Consider the following 17342-nt stretch of genomic DNA (forward strand, 5'->3'; position numbering starts at 1 on the left):
TCAACTTCTCTTATTCTTGATACTATACATATAAAGGAAATAACATATTGCGAAAGGAGCCTTTATGACGACACATTTATTTCACCAAAAACCCTTTGCTACATGGATGCGTGAATATCCTTTATTAACACCTTTAATCAATAAACAGGAAATACTTTGGATAAATCCTTATTTAAAACTTACTCAAGAAGCACTTTCATCTCTTTCTTTACATACCAAAGATATAAAAGATGCAAAAGAGCGACTTTCTCGCTTTTCTTCTTTTCTTCAAATCGCTTTTCCGGAGCTAAAAGCATCAAAAGGAATCATTGAATCACCTCTTCAAGAAATTACGTATATGAAAGACTATTTAAATCAACAAATGAATAACAAGCTGCAAGGGACATTGCTCATGAAATGCGATCATGATCTTCCCATATCAGGTTCTATTAAAGCAAGAGGTGGCATTTATGAAGTATTAAAATTTGCTGAAAGTCTTGCTATCAAAGAAGGACTGCTTACCGAGGAAGACAGCTACGCTCTTCTAGCTGAAGAACGATGTAAAAAGTTATTTTCTTCTTATTCTATTGCAGTAGGATCTACCGGTAATTTAGGTTTAAGCATTGGTATTATAAGTGCCGCTCTCGGCTTTAACGTCACCGTACATATGTCAGCCGATGCGAAGAAATGGAAAAAAGATCTGCTTCGTTCGAAAGGCGTAACCGTTATTGAATATCAGTCTGACTACGGAAAAGCCGTGGAAGAAGGACGAAAGCAAGCCGAAGCAGACCCCGCCTGTCATTTTATTGACGATGAGCAGTCTAGAGATTTATTTCTTGGTTATTCCGTTGCGGCTTTACGTTTGAAAAAGCAGCTAGCCGAGCAGCAAATTCAAGTAGACGCCGAACACCCTTTGTTTGTCTATTTACCTTGCGGAGTAGGCGGAGGTCCTGGCGGTATTACGTTTGGATTAAAAGCAATATACGGTGATCACGTTCACTGCTTTTTTGCTGAACCTACTCACTCCCCTTGCATGCTGCTTGGATTAATGACCGAGCTGCATGATGGCATTTCCGTTACGGATATTGGACTTGATAACGTAACAGCTGCCGATGGACTAGCTGTAGGAAGGCCATCTAGCTTTGTAGGCGAAACGATAAAATCGCTTATTAGCGGAATTTATACTGTAGAAGATGATCAGCTTTTCCGATTTATTTATGAGTTAGCCAATCGTCAAAATATGTATATAGAACCTTCAGCAGCGGCTGGTTTACAAGGACCTCTTCACCTGATGGAAAGCGGGTCTTCATATATACAAGCGCAAGCACTAGAAAACAATATGTCAAAAGCTACTCACCTTGTATGGTCAACTGGAGGTAGTATGGTGCCAGCTGAGGTGATGAATAGCTATTACGAGCAAGGAAAAAATTTAATGAATGGATAACGTCAAAAGGCATGGAGAACAATGATGTTCTTCATGCCTTTTTAGAAGAAGTAGCTCGCAGAAAGATAGGATGCCAAATTTCAAATGGAAAATATCCCGACTTATAGCTGCCGCTTGTACCCATAGTTGAAATTTTTATTTTCCTGTACCCTTTTTTCCATAAAAAGGTGCCTGCAAACACCTCAATTTGTTCCACTTTCTTTCTTCTTATAATCGTTGTTTTTCGTGTTAAAAACTGCGAGCGAATACTGACAAATACCTCGTCCATCATTAAGCCGCCTTGGCGATACCCTAACCAGTGAATAAGTACGTACGCAAGGCATAGCACGGCAATAACCCACACGAACATTGATTTCCAAAAGCTGATGCCAATCCCTGCTGCTACAAATAACAAGATCGGTAACAGTAATGGATACCACGCATATTGAATCGCTGTATTTCTTGGACACTTTACATATTCATAGTGCGGTACATATACATTCATTAACGCTGAAATCTCTTTTTGCTGGATAAAGGGGTGTAAATAGACCTTTTCTTTTAAATCAGAGGTTACGACGTTTAACGAAACGGAAGACCATCCAAATAAGCGTCGAACCAACCCTTCCTCTATCGTAACAGCCTGTATTTTATGAAAAGGAATCGTAAGTGATTTCTTATTTAACAATCCGTATTTAATATGTAGATAATGATCGTAGCGTTCAACTGTAAAACCACCAAATCGTATTACATATAAAACGATAGACAGCAAATAAGCAAGCACCACAATTACAGCCACTAATATAAATAAACCAAGCATCGATTGATGAATCACTTCTTCGTAAGCTGTCTTTACCCAACGGTTGATATACGTATCAATATACTGATAGAGAAAACCAAGAGCAGCAAATATATAGCCAAAATTCCCGGAAAACGCAGCAGCTAACGCCAGCTGTTTCACCGACACTTTCATCATACGTTCAGGACTTTTTTCTCTTATTTCCGGCTGACTTCCTGACAGCTTTAACGTATCTTTAAGATGGTGCGCTTCTTTTAGTGAAATACCAGATAAATCAATTTCAGCATCCGTACCGCTGCTGGCCGTGTCAATACGAAGCCGGGCTAAGTGAAGAATTCTAAAAACAAACGGCTGATCTAACTGAATCGATTGAATGCGATTTCGTTGAATAAATCGTTTTTCTTTTTTAAAAATCCCTTTATGCAGACGCACTTCCGTTTCCGTTACTTCATAACGAAATTCCCTCCAAGTAAAAAAAGCAAATAAAGCGACTACACCTCCTGCTAATAGCGTTGCCCACCAATATGTAAACAACAGGTGCCGATTGACAATAAATACAAACACAAAAGGCAGGATATTATTTTTTATATGTTCAATAAATGCTATTGCAATATATAGCGGATGCAGCCGCTTACTCATCTTCATCATCTACCTCTGCTAGTCTAGCAATATACTCCCGCAGTGCTTCAGCATCTCTTTGTCCAAGTGCAGGAATTTCAACACTTCCAGCGGCTGTGATGATTTTAACAGATGCCAAGTCAAATTTTCGAAAAATCGGCCCTGTCAACGTTTCAACATGCTGCACTTTCACAAGCGGGATTTTCGTATGATACCAGATGAATAGCCCTCTTTGTACATCAATTTGAGTATCTGTTACTTCATATGAATATACATTCATATATACATTTGGAGCTATAATTGTATATATGATAAAGCTCACGACTAATAGTCCAGCTGATATCCATCCAATAATTGACCACCAATCAAAAAAATGAACGAGTAGAAAATAACCCGCTGTTGCCAGAAGCCACAGGCTATGCGTAAAAATGGATTGCCAGCGCATCGCTTTTTTAGCCTCGAGGGGCAATTTGCCCTTTAAATGTTCAAACTCCATAAAAACTCCTTTCTCTACCTTTTTTACTATTTCTATTACTATATTACGTTAAAAAAGGAAAAAAGTTTCATAGTTTGCTATTTTCTTATTATTTTTTGATAAAAAACAAACAAGGCTGCCTATTTCAAGGCAGCCTTGTTTGTTATCGATAAACTCCGTCTTTCTCTCCGTGTACAACAGCCGCTCTTTCAACTGCTTCAGATACTGCTTCATGTACAGCTAGATTAAGAGGGTGAGGAACTAAATCGCCTTGACGCGTTGAATTCGCAATGGCTTCAGCTGCAGCTACAAGCATCGTATGCGTAATATCGCGCACACCTGCATTTAACACTCCTCTGAAAATACCTGGGAAGCCAAGCACATTATTCACTGACCTTCCGTCAGTAGCGTAAATAGCTCCTGCTTCAAGAGCATCTTCAGGTTCAATTTCTGGCCTTGGATTAGAAAGTGCTAGAATAATTTGCCCTTTTCGGATCCATTCTTTTTGTATTAAGCCAGGTACACCAGTTGTCGCAATAACAATATCACAGTTCTCCATAAGCTCTTCTAATGAATCTGCTACTTTTCCACCGTAGCTGACTAAGCGCTCATTCGCTTCAGGAGACTTATCAGCTCCTATCACCTGTTTGACACCGTAAGCCATGAACATTCTGCAAGTAGCGATACCGGCAGCTCCTAAGCCAATCTGCCCTACTTTTGCTTCTTTCAAATTCACACCTGTGCTGCGACAAGCTGAGATAGCTGCTGCTAGCGTCACAACTGCTGTTCCGTGTTGATCATCATGCATAACTGGAATATCGAGCTCTTCTTTTAAACGTTCTTCAATTTCAAAGCAGTGAGGCGATCCTATATCTTCTAGTAAAATACCGCCAAATCCCGGGGAAATATTTTTAACCGTTTGAATGATTTCTTCCGGCTCATTTACATTCAATAAAATAGGGATAGCGTTTACATTGGCAAGCTGATCAAATAACGCGGCTTTTCCTTCCATAACGGGCATTCCTGCAACTGGACCAATATTTCCTAATCCTAATATAGCGGTGCCATCCGTTACAATTGCAACCGTGTTTCCAATGCTCGTATAAATTTTCGCTTTGTCCGGCTGTTCTTGAATAGCACGGCAAACGTTTGCTACGCCTGGTGTATACACTCTTCTTAAGTCAGCGATCGACTCAATTTTCATTTTGCTTTTCATTTGAATTTTACCGCCTTCATGCGCATGAAGAACTTCATCTGATACTGTATGTAAAATAATTCCTTCTAAACTGCGAACCGCTTCAAGCAATTCCTCAAGCTGGTCTTCACTTTCTACTTGAACCGTAATGCTTCTCATGGTGTAGTTATGCCCTACTTTAACGGTTTCAACCTCGCCAATATCTCCTCCAACATTTCCGATAGCTGTTGCTACTCTTCCTAAGTTTCCCGGTACAGTCGGTGTTTGTACCATTAATGTGCGTATTAAATTATTCATCATATCCCCATATCCCCCTTGTCCTAATCCTGCAAGTACGTATGCTTACTAAATGAAGCGTTTAAAACGGTCGAATTCCCCATAAGTTCATGTTATCTACTTATCTTACAAGTAGATTTATTCGTACTATCTTTTCCATCAAAGGAAAAGAAATAGATAACGCTTTCAAACAGACGTTTCGCTTTGATTATAAGCAAAGTTTTTAGAATAATCAAGCGATGGCATTGTGAAAATTCATAAATTATTAAGAAGGAATTTGTTCTTCATAAACAGAAAAGACTTATATAGAGAAGAAACAAAGGAGTGAAGCAATTGAAATCAATTTGTGTGTTTGCAGGATCAAGCGCTGGAATAAAAACAGAATATAAAGAGGCCGCCGTCTCGCTAGGGCGCTACATGGCCAAAAAAAACTACCGGCTGATTTACGGAGGCTCACGAATGGGTCTGATGGGAGAAGTTGCAAATGAAATGCTTCAGCATGGAGGCGAAGTCATTGGTATTATGCCCCGCGGTTTGTTTAGCGGTGAAATTGTTCATACCGCGCTGACAGAGCTTATCGAAGTAGAGAGCATGCATGAGCGAAAAGCAACTATGCACGAGTTAGCTGATGCTTATATTGCACTTCCTGGAGGTTTCGGAACGTTTGAAGAGTTGTTTGAAGCTCTTTGCTGGGCTCAAATTGGTATACATAAAAAACCAGTAGGGTTATTAAATGTGAACGGCTACTACAACCCGCTTATGCAAATGGTTCAGCATGCCGTAGATGAAGGATTTTCTACGGATTCTGCTATTCGTCTAATCAACATTTCTGATACTCCCGAACAGCTCATCTCTTCAATGGACACTTACACGTCTCCTTCAGAGGACCAAAAATGGAACACTGAAAGCTAAAAAGCAAGCGCATCATTTGCGCTCGCTTTTCAGGCGTTATTAAAAGCAATTTCGTATTTTTTTACACCAAAAACAAAAGGGCTATCTATTGGCTTTAAAGACTGATTCTGAACTTTGGAAAATCCCCCTTTTTCTAGTAATTTAGCAAAGGCAATTTTCCCTTCCATTCTTGCTAACGGTGCTCCTAAGCAAAAATGGATGCCAAATCCAAAGCTTACGTGAGGATTCGTTTTACGATGTACGACAAAAGTGTTAGACCGTTCAAACTTAGCTGAATCTCTATTTGCACTTGCTGCCCAGCTAATTACCTGCTGCCCTTTTTTAATTTTACACTCTCCAAGTTCTACATCTTCAGCGGCTATGCGTCCAATCGCTTGAATAGGAGGATAATAGCGAAGCGTTTCTTCCACGAGATTCGGAACTAGCGATATATCTTGACGAACTTCATTCTGCACGTCTACGTCTTCTGTCATATACCGGACTCCGTTCGTAATTAAGTTTGTTGTTGTTTCATTGCCTGCTACTAGCAACAGAATACAAAACCCTAGTACTTCCTCTTCTGTTAAATGTTCGCCGTCAATTTCTGCTTCTAAAAGCAGCGAAATAAGATCTTCTTGTTTATTTTTCTGACGCTCGGCGATAATTTCTTTAAAATATCCTTGTAAAAAAAGCACACCGTCATTACGCTTTTGCATCATTTTTGCAAAAGCTTCGTCTGAATTATTTTCGGCACCGCTCACTAAGTCATCGGAGTACTTTTTAAACAGTGCTCGGTCTTGTATTGGTACTCCTAGCAGCTCTGCTATTACAATAATCGGCAGTGGTCCAGCAAAGTCTTCTACTATATCAAACTTTTCTTTGCTGCTTACTTCATCTAATAAATAATCTGCAATCTCTTCAATATGACCCTCCAAGTGTTGAATAGCTCTTGGCGTAAAAGCTTTGTTTACTAAATTTCGTAACTTTGTATGTTTTGGAGGATCCATCATTAAGATACTTTCTTGGCGTTCTTCCATTGCTCGTTTGGATGAAAAAAGCGACGGGTTTTTTAAAATATACTTTACTGTTTCATAATCAAATACATCCCAGCAGTTTCGGCTTTCATCGTAACGAATAGGTGCTTCTTGACGCAGGCTATTATAAATATCAAATGGGTAAAGCTGCTGTTCAACGGATTTAATTTCTTGCATAGGAATTAAATTAGCATAACGATTTTCTCTTTTCACTGCTTTTGGATTCATCTCATCTTCCTTCTTTCGTTTAAAAGTAAAACTCGGTAATGTTTTTAATCGACTATAGATAAAAGAATTTTTTTCCATCTTTTATCTTTTGATAAGCCTATCACAAGGTTTTTTCACTTTCAACGGACATAATCAGAAAATTTTGTCAATTATACCGAAGACTTATTTTATTTAAGGTCTAAATAAGTGACTTTTTCCCATTTTTTCAGTTCATTTATCTTGTTTCATAATAATCATAGAGATGGTTAAACTACAATTAAGTACGTAAGAAAGTAGGGATCTCATGTGATGGATGCCCTTATGTGGGGTGGTGTCTCAGGCTCAGCTGTATTAATTGGTGCTATTATAGCTATTTTTGTACCTTTAAAAAAACAGTTGACTGCTTATATTATGGCTTTTGGCACGGGCGTTTTGTTAGGAGCTGCCGCTTACGAGCTTATTCAAGATTCGGTAAAAGAAGCGGGAATTATTCCTTCTTCTTTAGGCTTCTTAACAGGTGCAGGACTCTTTACTCTTCTTGACATGACCTTAGCTAAAAAAGGCGCTCACAAAAGAAAACGTTCTAACCACCTTGTGCCCGCCAGCTCGGGACTAGCCATTTTTATTGGTACTATTATGGATGCTATACCTGAGTCACTTATGATTGGCGCAAGTTTGATTGAACAGCACCACGTTAGCTGGCTGCTTGTGGTCTCTATTTTTATCAGCAATATACCAGAAGGAATCTCCGGGACAAGCGGACTACTAAAAAGTCAATACAGCCAAAAGAAAATTTTTTCATTATGGCTTTCAGTTTTTTTTATATCAGCTCTTTGCTCTTGGATTGGATACTTATTTCTTCAAGACGCTACCCCAAACATGATGGGTTTTATTGCCTCATTCGCCGGAGGTGGAATTGTGGCAATGGTTGCTTCTACGATGTTGCCGGAAGCTTTTGAAGAAGGTGGCCCTGTTATTGGTTTTATTGCTTCATTAGGTTTATTAACTTCTATTATTTTGGATTATCTGTCTTTTTAATGAATAAACTTATATTTTGTATGAAACAAAATATATAGGTCTTTCGTCTTTACAAGTAGATATAAACAAAAGGGGTTACCATTATGAAAAAAATATATGCTTCTCTTACACTTTGCACAGTGTTCACTTGGCTATCAGGGTGTGCCTATGCACCTCATAATAATCTGTCTGCCGAAAGAGTCTCTGCTTCTTCTATTCATCATACTTCTTCTTTAGAACGTGATACTTCAATAGAAGAAATTACAAATAAACTTCCAGGACACGTTTATTTAAAAGGTATAGCCTTTCAAGATACGCAAAAACCTTACTACTTAGCAATTAACTACGCTGCAACAGATAATCAGCATATGTTTGAAAAAGGCTGGACGTCTGTTAAAACCAAACGTACACTTTTGCATAACGCAACCATTTTACTTTCTGCCGTGCAAAATGTTGACAGCGTTCACTTTACTATTAATACGACTGTTCCTCAGACAATCACAATTACTCGAAAAGAGTTAACCGACTTCTACGGAACAGATCTGCGGAATTATAATGACGCGAATCAAGTATGGAAAGAAAAATACGAAGGGCAGCAAGAAAAAATTGATAAATTTTATGATGCACATCCTATTACAGAAATGCAGTAAAAGCGGCCCATGGGCCGCTTTTTAAAGTTGTTTTTTCATAAACACCTGCTCAAGTTTGATTCCTTCATCTGTATATAAATCTTGAAAGCCAAATGATTTTAACATTTTCACGAGTAAGCTATTCCTTTTTTAAAAAGATCATAAGCTAAAAAAGCATCAATAACATTCTAAATTTTTGTGGTTTTTAAAAGAAAGGAAAGAGACATACCCTTTATACACCCTGTCTCTTCCTTTTCTGTTACCACTCTATTCTATTGTTTTTTAACCTCTACATCCGAAGCTTTCACAAACGCATAGCGGTGATTAAAATAAATTTGATAATATTCATCTTTTCCAACGATCATTTTGTGATCGTTTGGATTTATTGTAAAAGTGGGTGCATAGTAATAGTCACTCTTTACTTTTTCTACCCCTACGTACACCTGATTCGGAGAGATTGTATACTGAAGTGGGACCATGTCTTTAACCGGGATATCAGAAGGGTAGGCTGAAGCTTCCGGGAAAGCTCCTCCGTACACTTGAATGCTTTTTTTTCCTGCTTTTGGCGTTAATAATATGCCCGTACCTTTACTCGTATTTTGATTATGCGGATTATAAAACCACGCTTTTTGTCCTCCGTACCAAATCGCTGTCCATTCTCCTTTTGTCTCAGCCACTGCGTACGTTTGTCCAGTTACAGCTTTGCTTCCCCAGTCTAACGTTTGTTTCGTTCCTGGCCCTGAAGCTGCAGGCTCATTCAGTAGCGGTGAATCATCGCTAGGAGCTTGATGCAAATACACAAAATTGGCCGGCTGCTTTGGTGCATCTGATACCTCTGGCTGATTGTTTTTAAAGACAGGATTAATTGTAACGGCTAGTTTGCTTGTATGCTGGTGCTCGACTGGGCTTCCTACTAAATCCATATAGTGCCCCCAATCCCAAAACGGCCCAGGATCTGAATGCATACCTGATTGAGCCTTAGGAGACAAACCCGGTACCTCGTCATGACCGATAATATGAGCTCGATCTAATGGAATATTATATTCTTTGGCAAGGTGGCGTACGAGCCTTGCTGAAGAACGGTACATTTCTTCTGTAAACCACGTGGATCCTTCAAGGGCGAACCCTTCATGTTCGATTCCAATACTGTGTGTATTAAAATACCAGTTTCCTGCATGCCATGCTACATCTTTGTTATCAATCATCTGTGCAACATGGCCATCACTTGAACGTATAACATAGTTTGCAGCTGCTCTATTAGGATTAGCAAACAAATCAATCGTTCCATCATAACTTACTTCTGTATCATGAATAACAATATAGCGAACATCTGATTTTTGACGATTTGCAATATCATAGTTTCCGTAATCTGAAGGACTTTCGCTGAATTTCCCGTAAAAAGCAGGGATGTATTCACATTTTAAAGATGCCGGACAATCCGCTTTATTCGTATTGGAATTTTCAGCACGAGGAATCGACATATCTATATTTTGAGGAGAAATTTTAAGATGCTGTCCGCCTGATGTTGTACGCTCTGCTCCTTTTTCCAGCGTTTCATATACATCATCGGCAAATACTTGAGCGTTTTCTTTATCCTGAGAAGAACTGTAAGCGGCGACTGCGTCGTACCATTTCTGATCAGTAGACGGTACGTTTCCATTTTTGTCTTTTGCAATAAAAGCTAGTACAGCAGCGCCACCGCGGATATTTTGCACAGAATCGCTTTTTAATATTTCTTTATCTGACTTAAGCAGCTTAGCAGCTAAGGAGAGGGTTTGCTGTTTGTCATATGCTGGTTGTGAAGACGCAGTTCCGTTTCCTTTTCCATCCTCTAAAGAAGGGATGTCTGTTAAATGCATCAGACCGTATCCCCCGGCTGCGCTAGGTTTTCCATTATGACTTTCCCAGCGCGACTTGTTGTAGGAAATTGCTTTTAAAAGCGAAGCTGGCACACCAAATTCTTTAGATGCTTGTGCAAATGCCAGCTCCAAGGAATCCGACTGATTCTCTGCAGCATGAGCGACTGCAGGCGCTTGTAGCGTGTGAATAGGCGTATAACCTGTACACATAACCCCGGTTGCAAGCATGGCTATCCCTATCTTGTGTAGTTTTAATCGTTTTTTTAGTTTCAAACGTATTCCTCCCCCGTAAAGTATGTAAATGAGGTAAATAAAGACATAACATGACTTTACCTCGTTCTCAACCATTTCGTCTTCTTTCTTTCTATTCCCTTGAGACAATAGTCTAGAAGATTCGAAAGAGTTACTAGGAGGAAAGATGTGGTACGACGCAAAATTGATAAAAATCATCCCTCTTCTTTAAAGCTGCGCTATCAAAAATGCTTGAGGACAACAGCGGCACATTTATCCCTTTTGCTACCTTTTTAATAAAGCAGCAATATTGTAGATAATGACATTCCTTCTATAATTCAACTATTACTAAACCAAATTTCTTAATTTACCAGTTTTTTAACAGACTGTACGTTCGATATTTTAGTAACTTTTCACCATAGTTAACCATGAAAAAGGTTGCTATTATTAAAGATAAGAGAATGTTTACATATGATTGAACGCAGCAAGAACTGCTCTTGAAAGGAGATACCTTATGAGAGGACACAGCATTCCAGCAATTAAGTTGAATGAAGAAGAAAAAGAAAAACTAGAGGAACTTATTGAACACTATAATTTAAAACGAACGTCTCTCATTCGAAAATTTATTATGGATGGAAAAGTTAAGCCGCCTTTAATCAGCAAGGAAGCAGGTGTGGAACTATTAGTTAACCTGCGAAAAATTGAGTCTGAGCTAAGCCGGCTAAGCAATAATATGCATCAAATCGCAAAGTATTTACATAAACCAAAAGATAAGCAAAATCATTCACAGAACCTTGAAGAAATCCTGTTAGAAATGATGAAAAAACAAAAACATGTGCAAGAAGATGTAGAAACTATTTCAGAGCAGCTTAGTGATCATTTATACGTTAAATAGAGAAAAAACGCTCTTTTCATTTCAGAAAAGAGCGTTTTTTATAAAGAAGTAGGAATTTAAATACTTTTTTTCATGCCGCACTTTGCGCATGTACGGATAAAAATAAAGTTTTTTACTAAGCTTTTAAATTTTACATGTCCACAGTTATCGCATCTGCCTGCAACTTTATCCGGAAACTCCTCATATACATATACTTTTGTTAAGTCAATCGCTTCTTGTTGCTCTTCCATTTCCATCACACCTTTATGCATCTTTACGATTCAGCTCTTTATATTCTATCAAAAATAAGTAAAATTACTAGGGTGAAAGCTTCAAAAAACAAGCAGGTTTTTTCACTATTTTTTTATCCGTTCAGCTTTGTACCACCATTTTTCTCTATCTAAAAATGCTTTTACATTCAGTATTTTTTTATCGCGAAGGGTAATGATGGCTGCCGCAACTCCTTCTTTGGAAAAGGTTACGGCTGTTTCTAATTTCTCTTTTGTTACAAACCCTTTTAATGTTTCCATATTCTCTTTTGTTAATTCCGCAGTTGTGATGGTTTCTCCTTCAATGATTGTATCTTTTTTTTCAATAAAATGTTGTCCATCCATCATCCAGGCTGCACGCGTTTCCCCATAAACTTGAAAGAGGGTATTCTTTTTTAAATAACCTGTTCTCTCTGACATATTTGCATCCTTATATGTCTCTGTATCCTCGGTTGTTTTTATCCATAAAGGTTTATACAAAAAAGTAGGCTTTTGAAAACCTTCCTCGTCAGAATCTCCCACAGGATTTGTAGATTTAGACTCCAGGTTTAAAAACTGCGCAATCCCTTTTGCATATGCCACCCCCATATCTTTTAGAAATTGAGGATTTTTTAAGAGCTTTGCATCGTGTTCTGTATCAATAAACCCGATTTCAGTTAGTACAGACGGCATATAGGAACGTCTTAACACACTATGATTAGCCAATTTCCTGCCTCGGTTAAAGTGATTGTATTTAGTGAGAACAAATTTCACATGATCGTGAATATCGTTTCGTAACACAATGGTTTGGTTATTTATATTTTTGCTGTAAATAAAATCTTCATATCCCGTTTCGCCGCCTGAGTTTATATGAATAGATAAGTATACATCAGCACCCCACGCATTGGCTTTGTTGACCCGTTCATTTAATGACAAAAACACATCGGCTGTACGCGTTGTACAAAGAGAAAATCCTTCATAGTGAGTAGAAAGAAAAGAGATGATGTACTGTTGAACGGCTAACACTAAGTTTTTTTCATATAACCCGCTGGCGACAGCCCCTAGATCTGCCCCTCCGTGACCTGCATCTAAATAAATTTTTTTCATATAACCTGTCTCCTCCTTATCCGTAGCATATGCATGAATAAGCGAAGACGTTTGTTATATAAAACTACTTTTATGTATAAAGCTTTTTGCTATGACTCATTTAGAAGTCTTTACAACTGATTTACCATAGCTGGTAACATCAAAATATGTATTTGATCCATCGTCTTCATTGATCACAACATCTAAGTCATGAAAATAACGATGAAGCTCTTTTAACAGTGCTTGATCTTTCGTCTGCTCTAGCTGTCCAGCGAGCTTCTCCATATGCTCAAAGTCTTTCTTTAAAACAGAATCTTTTACTTCAATCGTGCCAATCGTATTTTTAATGGCTGTCGCTTCTTCTTGTACAGCAGCCCAGTCTGGATGCTCAATGGCACTCCACCCCGTCAAATCATTTAGTACGTCATGATGTTCGGCAATAAAGTCTTTTGCCTGCTGATCGCTGCTTTCCAGCTTATCAACTTTTTGTTGATCCACTTTAATGGCACTTGCCTTTATACTTTGCTGTGATAAAAAAGGAATTTTTCCGTTTTGGTACAATATCCACCCTGTCGCTCCTCCCCCGACTAAAAAAACGGATAAAGATACCGAAATGATCATACGCTTCTTCTTACTTTTATGTCTTTTTTCCATTTGACTCCTTTCCGGGTATTCAAAACCCTTTAGGCCTTATGAACTGAAACGAATAACCTGCAAAAAGAATTTTACCATATTTTTAATATTAAAAATATTAAAAAAGAGACTCCTTCGAGTCTCTTTGAATCCACTTCAGTTAACTTTTACCTGTGTGTAGCGATTTTTAGGAACATTCAACTGCAAGTTACTTCTTAACGTACTCCCTTCGTATTCTGTACGATACAGGCCTCTTTCTTGCAGTATCGGTACAACATGTTCAACAAATTCATCTAAGCCATGCGGAACGCTTGAATGAATAATAAAGCCGTCAGCTCCTTTTTCTTCAAACCACTGTTCCATCAAATTAGCGATATGCTCTGGCGTCCCAATAAATTGTGTTTTAGGTGTAGCAATTCGCAGCGCTGCTTCTCGGAGTGTCCACTTATATTTTTTGGCGTTTCCTTTAATTTTGTCGGTTGTACTCCGGAAACTATTACTTCCTATATCCCCTAAGTCAGGAAATGCCTCATCTAATGGAAACTGTGAAAAATCAAAATGATCGAAAAAGCGTCCTAAATAGTTTAGCGCATGTTCAATTGTCACCAATTGAGCAAGTTCTTCATATTTTCTTTCGGCTTCTTCGGTTGTACTACCAATAATAGGACCTATTCCCGGGAAAATTAAAAGTTCGTTTTCATTGCGTCCTTGCGCTGCGGCTCTTGATTTTACATCTTGGTAAAAAGCTTTTGCTTCTTCTAAATTGTCTTGTCCCGTAAACACTGCGTCAGCCGTTTTCGCTGCTAAATCTCTTCCGCTTTCAGAAGAGCCTGCTTGAAACACTACGGGCTGCCCCTGAGCTGAGCGGCCAATGTTTAACGGGCCTTCTACAGAAAAAAATTCGCCTTTGTGGTGCAAGCGGTGCAGCTTTTTCTCTTCAAAAAACTGTCCGGTTTCTTTATTTCGAATAAATGCATCATCTTCCCAAGAATCCCATAATCCCTTTGTTACTTCTAGAAACTCTTCAGCTATTCTATAGCGTTTATCATGAGTAGGGTGCTCTTTTCCATAGTTAAGCGCAGATCCTTCTAAGGGAGATGTGACAACATTCCATCCCGCTCGACCGCTGCTAATATGATCAAGCGAAGCAAATTGTCTAGCCACCGTAAACGGCTCGCTATACGAAGTCGATAGAGTGCCTACTAAACCAATATGAGAAGTGACAGAAGCAAGTGCTGATAGAATAGTAAGAGGTTCAAAACGATTCAAAAAATGCGGAAGCGATTTTTCATTAATATATAACCCATCGGCAATGAATACTAAATCAAATTTTCCTTCTTCCGCTTTTTGAGCCTGCTGCTTGTAAAAACCTAAATTAACGCTGGCATCTGACAAAATTTCAGGGTGTCTCCACGCCCCCATATTTCCTCCGACTCCATGAATAATAGCCCCTAGCTTTAATTGTCTTTGATGTGTCATATTACCATTCTCCTTTTTCATAGCCATTCATAAATTCCCGTAATTGATTGGTTAAACCGCCTGCTCCAAAGCGAAGGACTCCTTCTTTTTCTGTCTTTCTTTCATTTGCTTCTTGTGCAAATTGCAAAAAAGCGATAATGTGAACTCTTCTAGGGTGAATATTTTCAATTCCTTCGTCATAAAACCATTGATCAATTGTATTGTAAATCCCTTTATTGACTCTGAATTGACTGTGGCACCAATTAAAAAACTGAAGATCAGGCAAATTTAAATACCGCGCTTTCCCTAGCTTGGAAGCGGTATGTTCACTAGATACATAGCCCATATGTTGAAATCTTTGCTTAACTTGTAGCGTATCAGCTTTAATTTGATGCTTTAAAAACTCAATAGAAGGGAACTTTTTCTCTCCTCGCACCCGAAAGATCACGTCGCATTGAACTGTTTCTCCATAAATAACGTCGTTAAAATCCAAAATATGAACCTCAAATGTTTTAGATAGTTCCGATCCAAATGTCGGCTTAACGCCCACATTCATAACTCCTATATGTTCAAGTCCCCGCAGATGAACGAGGACACCATACACGCCATTTTTTAATTCTTCATGCTGAGTATCTATATTAGCTGTTGGAAAACCCAAATGTCTTCCTTGCTGCCTTCCAAGTACAACCTGGCCTTTTATAATAAGTTTTTTGCTTGTTTTAGCTTTTAATGCTCCTCTATTCACTACGTTCACCCTTCTTCCCTTAAGTCTAGTTAAAAATAAAAGGTTCTTTGCACAATGCGTGACATTGTGCAAAGAACCTCTAGTGATCTAGTCGGTTTGTTTAATTTGATGATTTCATCATATACTTATTATTCCTATGAGTCAAGTAGGCTTTAAATTAAAATATTAGATTGTTTTTTCATAAACATAAGAGTAAGGAGAATGCGTTGGGTTGATACGCTTGAAAAATTGCTTTGTTCGATCTTCTTTTGGGTTTAAAAATATGTCTTCAGGATGACCTTGTTCGACAATTTTTCCTCCGTCCATAAACACCACGTGATTAGAGACTTCACGGGCAAAACTCATTTCGTGCGTAACAATGATCATTGTAATTCCTTCTTCAGCAATTTTACGAATAACAGACAGTACTTCACCCACCAGTTCAGGGTCCAAAGCAGACGTCGGCTCATCAAATAAAATGACTTCAGGATTTAAAGCAAGCGCTCTAGCAATGCCCACTCGCTGCTGTTGACCTCCTGATAACTGACTTGGATAAGCATTTGCTTTTTCAGCCAGCCCCACTTTTTCAAGGACGTCTAAACTGCGTTGTTTCGCTTCTTCCTTTGGCAGCTTTTGAACAATAACTAGCCCCTCCATAATATTTTCAATAACGGTTTTGTGTTTGAACAAATTGTATTGTTGAAAAACCATCGTTGTTTTTTGTCGAAGAGTTAAAATGTCTTTGCGGTTTGGCTTTTGGCACTGAACCGTAAATTGATCAATCGAAACTTCTCCTTCATCTGCTTTTTCTAAGAAATTAATGCAGCGTAAAAACGTAGTCTTTCCAGAACCACTCGGTCCTAAAATGGTCACAACGTCGCCTTTTTTAACAATTAAATCAATACCGTCCAATACTGTATTATCACCAAATGTTTTTTTTATATTTGTTAGTGCAATCATACAACCCCTCCTCGATTATAAACCGTTAATTTTCGTTCAAGCAGCGCTGTTATCCCTTCTATTAACATCGTCAGCATCCAATAAATAAGAGCAGCAGCAATATAGGCTTCTAAAAACTTGAGATTATTCGAAGCTACGATATTAGCAGCACCGTTTAGCTCTTTTTGCGATACGATGAATGCGATAGAAGACGTATGCAAAAAGCCGATGAAAATATTACATAAATTCGGTAAAGACAAAGCAAACGCCTGTGGAAAAACAATTCGTTTCATTGATTGAAAACGATTCATCCCAATGGCATACGCAGCCTCAATTTGTCCTTTTTCTACAGCTAACAAACCAGAGCGAATAATCTCTGACATATAAGCTCCCGCTGTAAAAGACAAAGCGATTAATACAAATACGACAATAGGAATGCTGTTTGCATTGAAGCCCCATCCATAGTAACTCGCTAGTTTATTAATAAATAGCGGAAACCCTAGGTAAATAACCATAATATGAAGAATAGCAGGCGTTCCTCGGAAAAATGATACGTATACATTGGCAATTGGCGTTATTATTTTTACTGAATTGATTCTTACAGCCGCAACAGCAATACCAATAAGCAATCCGCCTAGTAATGGACCGGTGGCAATAAGGAGCGTTAAAGGTAATGCCTTTAAAATTTCTACAAATGCTGTCCATATAAACGGTACATCAATAATCATGTTTACACCTCTTTTAGTAAGC

Annotated in this window: 17 protein-coding genes; 5 read left to right on the forward strand and 12 right to left on the reverse strand. The window is 38.5% G+C overall.

The annotated features are described in order from the left end of the window. Positions 1-64 precede the first annotated feature (64 nt). Entirely contained in the window at positions 65-1423 is a 1359-nt protein-coding gene (dsdA, locus tag SB717_RS12945; protein WP_410903866.1) for a D-serine ammonia-lyase, read from the forward strand. Positions 1424-1454: 31 nt separating this feature from the next. Here the strand turns inward: dsdA and SB717_RS12950 are convergent, their stop codons facing one another. The 3 genes from SB717_RS12950 to SB717_RS12960 all read right to left on the reverse strand — a co-directional run bounded on the left by SB717_RS12950 (position 1455) and on the right by SB717_RS12960 (position 4786). Continuing rightward, positions 1455-2837: a PH domain-containing protein gene (locus SB717_RS12950; protein WP_410903867.1), complete on the reverse strand. Its 1383-nt coding sequence runs from the start codon at positions 2835-2837 to the stop codon at positions 1455-1457. Further along, a complete protein-coding gene (locus tag SB717_RS12955) occupies positions 2830-3312 on the reverse strand; it encodes a PH domain-containing protein (RefSeq protein ID WP_029714080.1) in 483 nt (160 codons plus the stop codon). The genes SB717_RS12950 and SB717_RS12955 overlap by 8 nt, the downstream gene beginning before the upstream one ends. Positions 3313-3454: 142 nt before the next feature. Beyond that, entirely contained in the window at positions 3455-4786 is a 1332-nt protein-coding gene (locus SB717_RS12960) for an NAD-dependent malic enzyme (protein WP_049817056.1), read from the reverse strand. Between the two features lie 309 nt (positions 4787-5095). Here SB717_RS12960 and SB717_RS12965 point away from each other — a divergent pair, with 309 nt between their 5' ends. Continuing rightward, on the forward strand, positions 5096-5674 hold the full coding sequence (locus SB717_RS12965) for an LOG family protein (protein ID WP_410903868.1): 579 nt from the start codon (positions 5096-5098) through the stop codon (positions 5672-5674). A gap of 29 nt (positions 5675-5703) precedes the next feature. Here the strand turns inward: SB717_RS12965 and SB717_RS12970 are convergent, their stop codons facing one another. Continuing rightward, positions 5704-6915, reverse strand: a complete 1212-nt coding sequence (locus SB717_RS12970) for a cytochrome P450 (RefSeq protein ID WP_410903869.1) — start codon at positions 6913-6915, stop codon at positions 5704-5706. Positions 6916-7200: 285 nt separating this feature from the next. On the opposite strand from SB717_RS12970, the gene SB717_RS12975 reads away from it, so the two are divergent. After that, complete coding sequence (locus SB717_RS12975; protein WP_182005557.1) at positions 7201-7932, forward strand: ZIP family metal transporter; 732 nt, start codon at positions 7201-7203, stop codon at positions 7930-7932. Between the two features lie 83 nt (positions 7933-8015). Then, the gene (locus SB717_RS12980) at positions 8016-8561 is read left to right on the forward strand and encodes a DUF4825 domain-containing protein (RefSeq protein ID WP_029714085.1); all 546 of its coding nucleotides are present in this window, start codon (positions 8016-8018) and stop codon (positions 8559-8561) included. Positions 8562-8812: 251 nt separating this feature from the next. On the opposite strand, the gene SB717_RS12985 is transcribed toward SB717_RS12980, so the two are convergent. Next, positions 8813-10672 carry an N-acetylmuramoyl-L-alanine amidase gene (locus SB717_RS12985; protein ID WP_410903870.1) on the reverse strand — a complete coding sequence of 620 codons (1860 nt, stop codon included), beginning with the start codon at positions 10670-10672 and terminating at the stop codon, positions 8813-8815. Positions 10673-11144: 472 nt separating this feature from the next. On the opposite strand from SB717_RS12985, the gene SB717_RS12990 reads away from it, so the two are divergent. After that, a complete protein-coding gene (locus SB717_RS12990; protein ID WP_410903871.1) occupies positions 11145-11525 on the forward strand; it encodes a plasmid mobilization protein in 381 nt (126 codons plus the stop codon). 56 nt (positions 11526-11581) lie between these two features. On the opposite strand, the gene SB717_RS12995 is transcribed toward SB717_RS12990, so the two are convergent. The 7 genes from SB717_RS12995 to SB717_RS13025 form a co-directional block, all read right to left on the reverse strand. Further along, a complete protein-coding gene (locus tag SB717_RS12995) occupies positions 11582-11761 on the reverse strand; it encodes a DUF8096 family protein (RefSeq protein ID WP_410903980.1) in 180 nt (59 codons plus the stop codon). Between the two features lie 99 nt (positions 11762-11860). After that, positions 11861-12859: an N-acetylmuramoyl-L-alanine amidase family protein gene (locus SB717_RS13000; protein ID WP_410903872.1), complete on the reverse strand. Its 999-nt coding sequence runs from the start codon at positions 12857-12859 to the stop codon at positions 11861-11863. Between the two features lie 96 nt (positions 12860-12955). Next, a complete protein-coding gene (locus SB717_RS13005) occupies positions 12956-13492 on the reverse strand; it encodes a hypothetical protein (protein WP_410903873.1) in 537 nt (178 codons plus the stop codon). A gap of 135 nt (positions 13493-13627) precedes the next feature. Continuing rightward, a complete protein-coding gene (locus tag SB717_RS13010) occupies positions 13628-14950 on the reverse strand; it encodes an LLM class flavin-dependent oxidoreductase (protein WP_410903874.1) in 1323 nt (440 codons plus the stop codon). 1 nt (position 14951) lies between these two features. Then, complete coding sequence (locus SB717_RS13015; protein ID WP_410903875.1) at positions 14952-15674, reverse strand: riboflavin kinase; 723 nt, start codon at positions 15672-15674, stop codon at positions 14952-14954. Positions 15675-15839: 165 nt separating this feature from the next. Then, positions 15840-16613: an amino acid ABC transporter ATP-binding protein gene (locus tag SB717_RS13020; protein WP_029714092.1), complete on the reverse strand. Its 774-nt coding sequence runs from the start codon at positions 16611-16613 to the stop codon at positions 15840-15842. Next, complete coding sequence (locus tag SB717_RS13025) at positions 16610-17320, reverse strand: amino acid ABC transporter permease (protein ID WP_410903876.1); 711 nt, start codon at positions 17318-17320, stop codon at positions 16610-16612. The genes SB717_RS13020 and SB717_RS13025 overlap by 4 nt, the downstream gene beginning before the upstream one ends. Positions 17321-17342 lie beyond the last annotated feature (22 nt).

The sequence above is a fragment of the Priestia sp. SIMBA_032 genome (genome assembly GCF_046535215.1).
GTDB lineage: Bacteria > Bacillota > Bacilli > Bacillales > Bacillaceae_H > Priestia > Priestia aryabhattai.

What these genes read in the sequence shown, in the direction of transcription:
- dsdA (WP_410903866.1), top strand. Translation starts at nt 65, where the DNA reads ATGACGACACATTTATTTCACCAAAAACCCTTTGCTACATGGATGCGT.
- SB717_RS12950 (WP_410903867.1), bottom strand. Translation starts at nt 2,837, where the DNA reads ATGAGTAAGCGGCTGCATCCGCTATATATTGCAATAGCATTTATTGAA.
- SB717_RS12955 (WP_029714080.1), bottom strand. Translation starts at nt 3,312, where the DNA reads ATGGAGTTTGAACATTTAAAGGGCAAATTGCCCCTCGAGGCTAAAAAA.
- SB717_RS12960 (WP_049817056.1), bottom strand. Translation starts at nt 4,786, where the DNA reads ATGATGAATAATTTAATACGCACATTAATGGTACAAACACCGACTGTA.
- SB717_RS12970 (WP_410903869.1), bottom strand. Translation starts at nt 6,915, where the DNA reads ATGAATCCAAAAGCAGTGAAAAGAGAAAATCGTTATGCTAATTTAATT.
- SB717_RS12980 (WP_029714085.1), top strand. Translation starts at nt 8,016, where the DNA reads ATGAAAAAAATATATGCTTCTCTTACACTTTGCACAGTGTTCACTTGG.
- SB717_RS12990 (WP_410903871.1), top strand. Translation starts at nt 11,145, where the DNA reads ATGAGAGGACACAGCATTCCAGCAATTAAGTTGAATGAAGAAGAAAAA.
- SB717_RS12995 (WP_410903980.1), bottom strand. Translation starts at nt 11,761, where the DNA reads ATGGAAATGGAAGAGCAACAAGAAGCGATTGACTTAACAAAAGTATAT.
- SB717_RS13000 (WP_410903872.1), bottom strand. Translation starts at nt 12,859, where the DNA reads ATGAAAAAAATTTATTTAGATGCAGGTCACGGAGGGGCAGATCTAGGG.
- SB717_RS13005 (WP_410903873.1), bottom strand. Translation starts at nt 13,492, where the DNA reads ATGGAAAAAAGACATAAAAGTAAGAAGAAGCGTATGATCATTTCGGTA.
- SB717_RS13010 (WP_410903874.1), bottom strand. Translation starts at nt 14,950, where the DNA reads ATGACACATCAAAGACAATTAAAGCTAGGGGCTATTATTCATGGAGTC.
- SB717_RS13020 (WP_029714092.1), bottom strand. Translation starts at nt 16,613, where the DNA reads ATGATTGCACTAACAAATATAAAAAAAACATTTGGTGATAATACAGTA.
- SB717_RS13025 (WP_410903876.1), bottom strand. Translation starts at nt 17,320, where the DNA reads ATGATTATTGATGTACCGTTTATATGGACAGCATTTGTAGAAATTTTA.